The following is a 5,191-nucleotide window of genomic DNA, read 5'->3' as shown; positions in this document are numbered from 1 at the left end:
CAATCAGCCCTGCGCACTGGCTGTTATTTCTGTTCTCGAACGATGCAAAATTAGGTATGGTTATAAGTGGTAAGGATGTGGTTGATATAAATGGAATGTCTTATTATTCATCTGAATATCAGAGAATAAAATACCACTCAAAAATTAATTTGAGTGGTAAAAGTGGTAATTTCGTGGAATGTCAGGATGTATCACGAATTATCTGAATATGCTTTCCATTTCTTTGGCGAATTTCTGGTTGCTATCACTCGGAAAATCGGAAACGGGTTCTTTGTACTTCGACCTGTAATAGCTCTCGTCAATATCCAGTAGTTTCAATATCTTGTCTCGCCATTCGTCCCTGTATTGCTTGGATAGTTTTTCACTCATCAGGAATATCAGGTAACACACCCGTATCTTTTCCCTTGCCTTGATTTTTAACCTATTCTTGCAGGGGTACAGATTTATATTGGCATAGAAGTCCGCTATGGTAATGGCTTCGAACTGTTCCCCGACACAGGTTTCATAAATAGGTGAAAGCGGCTTCATGTCAAAATATTCATGCTGTTCCTCCGGTGTATTCTGTACTTCTTCTTGCGCATTTTGCTCGACTGATTCCTCCGGTCGTTTTTCTTCCACATCATCAGGAAGGTATTTTTTCAGGACTTCCATGAAAAGAAGGCTTAGGCGGTAAACATCACTGGAAAGGTTTTCGATATATTGAAAAGCCTCTTTCTGGTCTTGCTTTTGCAGTTCATAGAGTTTATCCAATTCCTTCTTTTCCTTGTCGTATTCAGCCTTGCAGCGTTCATATTCCTTTTCTGCCTGTATTTCTTCTTCGTCCGTATGCTCCCGAAAACCAATGAAATCATATCTGTGGTATGCGTCATTCAAAGGCTCGTGCAACTTGGTGGTAATCTCCAACTGGTCTCTAATTGCAGAATTACGTCTGTCTGCGTAGTGAAAACACACACGTTTTATGATGTCATCATTCAGCGGTTTTGTTTCATAAGCCCGTATATTCTTTTCTATTTCGATTTTTAAACTATTGAGAATCAATGTGTATTGTTCTTTATGCTTGTCAAGTACCAGTTCAAGGATAGCGGATTCAAAAGCCTTTGTATCATTGTGCTGCCTGTAAAAATCGGTGATGAATTTTTGCTTGTCAAAAGAAAAAGCATAATTGGTCACCCAATCATTATATATCCTGTTGAGTTCTCCGTATAGGGGAATCAGTTTGTTAATCTCTCCTGCCATAGACCTCAATTTTGGGGATTATTGTCCTTGTCAAGGAAAGATGCCAGTTCTTCTTCCACCTCTTCCACACTTGGCAAAGCTGATTTCAAATTTTCGGGTATAGCCTTGCTCAACTGGTAATCACTGATACCTATCGGCTGGTCGTAGCCTGTCAAAGCGTATTGTGCCACAACTTCATCTTTTCCCTTGCACAGCAACAGCCCGATAGTCTTGTTGTCATTTTCTCCCCTCAGTTTGTCATCCACCACATTGATGTAGAAGTTCAGTTGTCCTGCATACTCCGGCTTGAATGGAGTAGCCTTTAATTCCACTACAATGTATGCGTGTAGCGGAATTGAATATAGAATCAAGTCGGCAAAGAAATCGCTGTTGCCAATTTGAAAATGCTTCTGCCGGGCGACAAAGGCAAAACCGTTGCCCATTTCCAACAAATAACGGGTAACGTGTTTTACCAGTTGTTCCTCTATGTCCCTTTCGTCTGCCTTTTCTTTCGCTCCTGCCAAATCGAAGATATACGGGTCTTTCAACAGGTAATTGGCAAGGTCGCTTTGTGGTGCCGGAAGTGTGGCTGTAAAATTGTTTACCTTGTTGTTACTGATTTGTCTGTTATATAGATTGGTTTCAATTTGTATTTTAAGAACATTGCTGCTCCAACCCATTTCTACCGATTGTTTCATGTACCAATATTTTACACCTAATGGAAGCGAATTATTGAGCATAATTACATGACTTGCCCAATTTATTCTGGCAACAGGGGATGCCAAAAATAAATTTTCTATATCCTCAATCGTTATCCGGTAAATGGCAGATACAGTTTTGGCAACATTCTGAATTTGCGCAAGAGGTTCTTGCGTAAATTCTAACAACTGACTATCAGTGGATTGTATTTGCGCAGTAAGTTCTTGCGTAAATTGTCCGTTGTTTAGTTTCAAGACTTCATCTGCGACCTTCTGTATGCTTGGAACAGATAGCCTTGCATCCGTATCAATGAAACTTCGTAGCACGTTCAGCGGATATGACCGTGCGAATTGGCACATATAAGTAAGGTTACGTTCCGAATAGCCTTTCTTTTCAGGGTAATTGAGCCGGATAGCCTTTGCCAGTTGCTTGATGATTTTGCTTCCCCAGCCTTGTAAGTTCTGATGATACAGGATATAGTTTCCTATTTTCCAATAATGGAACAGCATTTGCGCATTGGCTGCGGTAATCAGCCTGACTTGCGCCTGTTCTATTTCCGAACCGACAGCATGAACAAATGCGTCAAAGTTCGTTCTTTCTATATGATGTTCTTTGTTGTTTTCCATGTTCCAATGTTTATTGTTGTCGCAAATATAATTCAAATAGCGGATAATCCATGAAACTGATTGATACTTTTATAGTTGGTTAAACTTGTTCATGGCATTTGCCTTAATATCATCCGCTATGTCAATGTAGGGTTTCATGGCTTTATAGTCACTGTGTCCCGTCCATTTCATTACGACCTGTGCCGGAATACCGAGAGCCAGCGCATTGCAAATAAATGTTCTTCTTCCTGCATGGGTGCTTAGCAATGCGTATTTCGGGGTGACTTCATCTATACGTTCATTTCCTTTATAATAAGTCTCCCGTACAGGCTCATTGATTTCAGCCAGTTCCCCCAGTTCTTTCAGATAATCATTCATCTTCTGATTGCTGATAACAGGCAGTGCCATATGGTTTTCAAAATGGATTTCCTTGTATTTTTCAAGAATGGCTTTGCTGTGGTCGTTCAGCTCAATTATCAAGCTATCCGCAGTCTTGACCGTGGTAACTTCAATGTGGTCGGACTTTACATCACTTCTTTTCAGGTTACGGACATCCGAATATCGCAGACTTGTAAAGCAACAGAACAGGAAAACATCCCTGACACGTTCCAAATACTGCTTGTCTTTGGGTATCTGATAATCTTTCAGTCTGTTCAATTCGTCCCAAGTCAGGAATATCACCTTTTTAGAGGTGGTTTTCAATTTGGGTTTGAAAGTATCGTATGCTATATTCTGATGATGACCCTTCTTGAAGCTCCAGCGCAGAAACCATTTGAGGAATCCCATCTGTTTGCCGATGGTACTGTTCCTCATGTCCTTTTTGTCACGCAGGAAATTCACATATTCGTTCAATCCAAACTCGTTGAAGTATTCAAAGGTTATATCTTCCTTGAACTCTTTGAGGTGGTTTTTCACTGCTGAGAATTTCTCGTAGGTAGATGCCGTCCAATTATTTTGATTGCCACACTCCTTTACAAATTCATCGAATACTTCCCAAAAACTAATCTGTGTTTCTTCCAGCTGCTCTTCGTTGGCATCTTTCATCCGCAGGTTGAACGCATCCTTTAGCTGTTGGGTGGTCGGCATGGTTTCCTGTACCTCAAATTCCTTGAACACGTTTTGAATCTCGGCATAGTATTTCAGCAAGTCCGTATTGATTTCGGCTGCACTTTGCTTTAGCTTGTTGATACATCCATTCTTTACCCGCTGCTTGTCTGCATCCCATTTGGATACGTCAATCCGGTAGCCCGTTGTAAACTCGATGCGTTGGCTGGCAAAGATGACACGCATACGGATAGGTACGTTCTCTACGATTGGCACACCGTTCTTTTTCCGGCTCTCCAATGCAAAAATGATGTTACGTTTGATATTCATAATTGGGTGCGTTTGAAATTCTACACCCAAATATACACCCAATATTTGAGATAGCAAAAGACATTTAGAAAGATTTACTTTCACTCTATATTTTGATTAATATTTGATTATCAGTAAATTGTAATTCTATGATATTTTCTGAAAGTATAAGTTCGAGAGCCCGTCTCTCCGCAAAAGTTAGAGATTTTGTAAAGTTATAATAGCCTGTCATTCGTCAATGAATAGCAGGCTATTTTTATTCCATTTATAAGAAAGTTCCGTTACATGAACATTACATTAATATTATAGCTATATCTGTTTGATAATGAATAAAATGAGTTTTTGGAATTTATTCTTCCTGCTATTTCTCTACACTACTTTTGCCTTTGAAATCAAAAACAAAAAGAATGAAAACGATTATTAAAGCAAAATCAGAGCTTAGTTCAAACAAAAAAATGTCAGATTTACTTTTTATCTTATGGGGGGAGGAGCTGCGTTTCTTTTGATAACATTGAAGCATTCGGATTCGATTATAATCTTTTGGCTACTATAATCCAAATCATATGTTATCTGATTGATAACCTATATCAGGCTATGTACGATTGATATGCACAGTGGCTTTCACTTGCGCTATGGTTTATCTGATACAGAGAAACAGAAGAGAAAAGTTGTAACAAAAGACTGTTGTCGGTGATATCTCTATCGGGCTTAATTATTATCTCAATAAACATATTGGCATTAAACTGAATTATAATTATTTTCTGCCCGGAGCACATATAAAGGAGATTGTTTCTTCCGATTTTAGTGTTATTCAAGGACGGTTTCAGTTTATTTTCTAAGTTTATAAAATTAGTAGGATTCTTGAGAAGATGTTTCAAATATTAATTAATCCATCATTTCGCTATTGTACAAGATAGAATAGTGTTAGATTACATGATAGCTTGTATAAATAAAGTTAAAATAACAAAGTCTGAAAGCTTTATTTGTCTTTATTTTGCGTAGATAATTATAACTTGCAGAGTTATTTGTCACTATGATTATTACACGATACATTTTCTATTCTACTACTATGTTTCCGGATTTCTGATAGGGCATTTGCAGAACTTAAAATGTGGGCCTGTTATTAAGCCTGAATTGATCGGTAAATTCCATATTGACATTGCAATTGTAAAACTTAAATCTAATATTATGTTTGTTTGCAGGTATCATTTCACTTCTTTGATAATGACAAAAGCTGAATCACTAACAGAATATTGGAAGGTAAAAGATGACTTTGGTGCAGTTCATTGCATCTGAAAAAAGTATGACTATTATTTTAT

The 5,191-nt window shown here is 38.2% G+C and carries 4 protein-coding genes and 1 pseudogene; 2 read left to right on the top strand and 3 right to left on the bottom strand.

Going from position 1 to position 5,191, the window contains the following annotated elements:
* The coding region (locus tag JCM17102_RS31060; RefSeq protein ID WP_206778288.1) for a hypothetical protein at positions 1 to 206 on the top strand (206 nt) is incomplete at its 5' end.
* Here the strand turns inward: JCM17102_RS31060 and JCM17102_RS20500 are convergent.
* From JCM17102_RS20500 to JCM17102_RS20490, 3 genes are all read right to left on the bottom strand, one after another.
* Positions 199 to 1,236 carry a hypothetical protein gene (locus tag JCM17102_RS20500; RefSeq protein ID WP_008155691.1) on the bottom strand — a complete coding sequence of 346 codons (1,038 nt, stop codon included), beginning with the start codon at positions 1,234 to 1,236 and terminating at the stop codon, positions 199 to 201. The genes JCM17102_RS31060 and JCM17102_RS20500 overlap by 8 nt on opposite strands.
* A 5-nt stretch (positions 1,237 to 1,241) precedes the next feature.
* Positions 1,242 to 2,540, bottom strand: coding sequence for a PDDEXK nuclease domain-containing protein (locus JCM17102_RS20495; protein ID WP_025076507.1), 1,299 nt, complete (start codon positions 2,538 to 2,540; stop codon positions 1,242 to 1,244).
* A 69-nt stretch (positions 2,541 to 2,609) separates the two neighbouring features.
* Positions 2,610 to 3,893, bottom strand: coding sequence for a site-specific integrase (locus tag JCM17102_RS20490; protein ID WP_025076506.1), 1,284 nt, complete (start codon positions 3,891 to 3,893; stop codon positions 2,610 to 2,612).
* Positions 3,894 to 4,564: 671 nt separating this feature from the next.
* Between JCM17102_RS20490 and JCM17102_RS30510 the strand changes: the two are divergent.
* A pseudogene (locus JCM17102_RS30510) lies at positions 4,565 to 4,711 on the top strand (OprO/OprP family phosphate-selective porin); the annotation flags it as partial.
* Positions 4,712 to 5,191 lie beyond the last annotated feature (480 nt).

The sequence above is a fragment of the Bacteroides faecichinchillae JCM 17102 genome, assembly GCF_000614145.1.
Taxonomy (GTDB): Bacteria; Bacteroidota; Bacteroidia; order Bacteroidales; family Bacteroidaceae; genus Bacteroides; species Bacteroides faecichinchillae.
Note: the sequence above shows the minus strand (reverse complement) of the source record. Positions and strands in the feature narration are given on the sequence as shown.

Coding starts and splice junctions, on each gene's coding strand:
- JCM17102_RS20500 (WP_008155691.1), bottom strand. CDS start 1,236: ATGGCAGGAGAGATTAACAAACTGATTCCCCTATACGGAGAACTCAAC.
- JCM17102_RS20495 (WP_025076507.1), bottom strand. CDS start 2,540: ATGGAAAACAACAAAGAACATCATATAGAAAGAACGAACTTTGACGCA.
- JCM17102_RS20490 (WP_025076506.1), bottom strand. CDS start 3,893: ATGAATATCAAACGTAACATCATTTTTGCATTGGAGAGCCGGAAAAAG.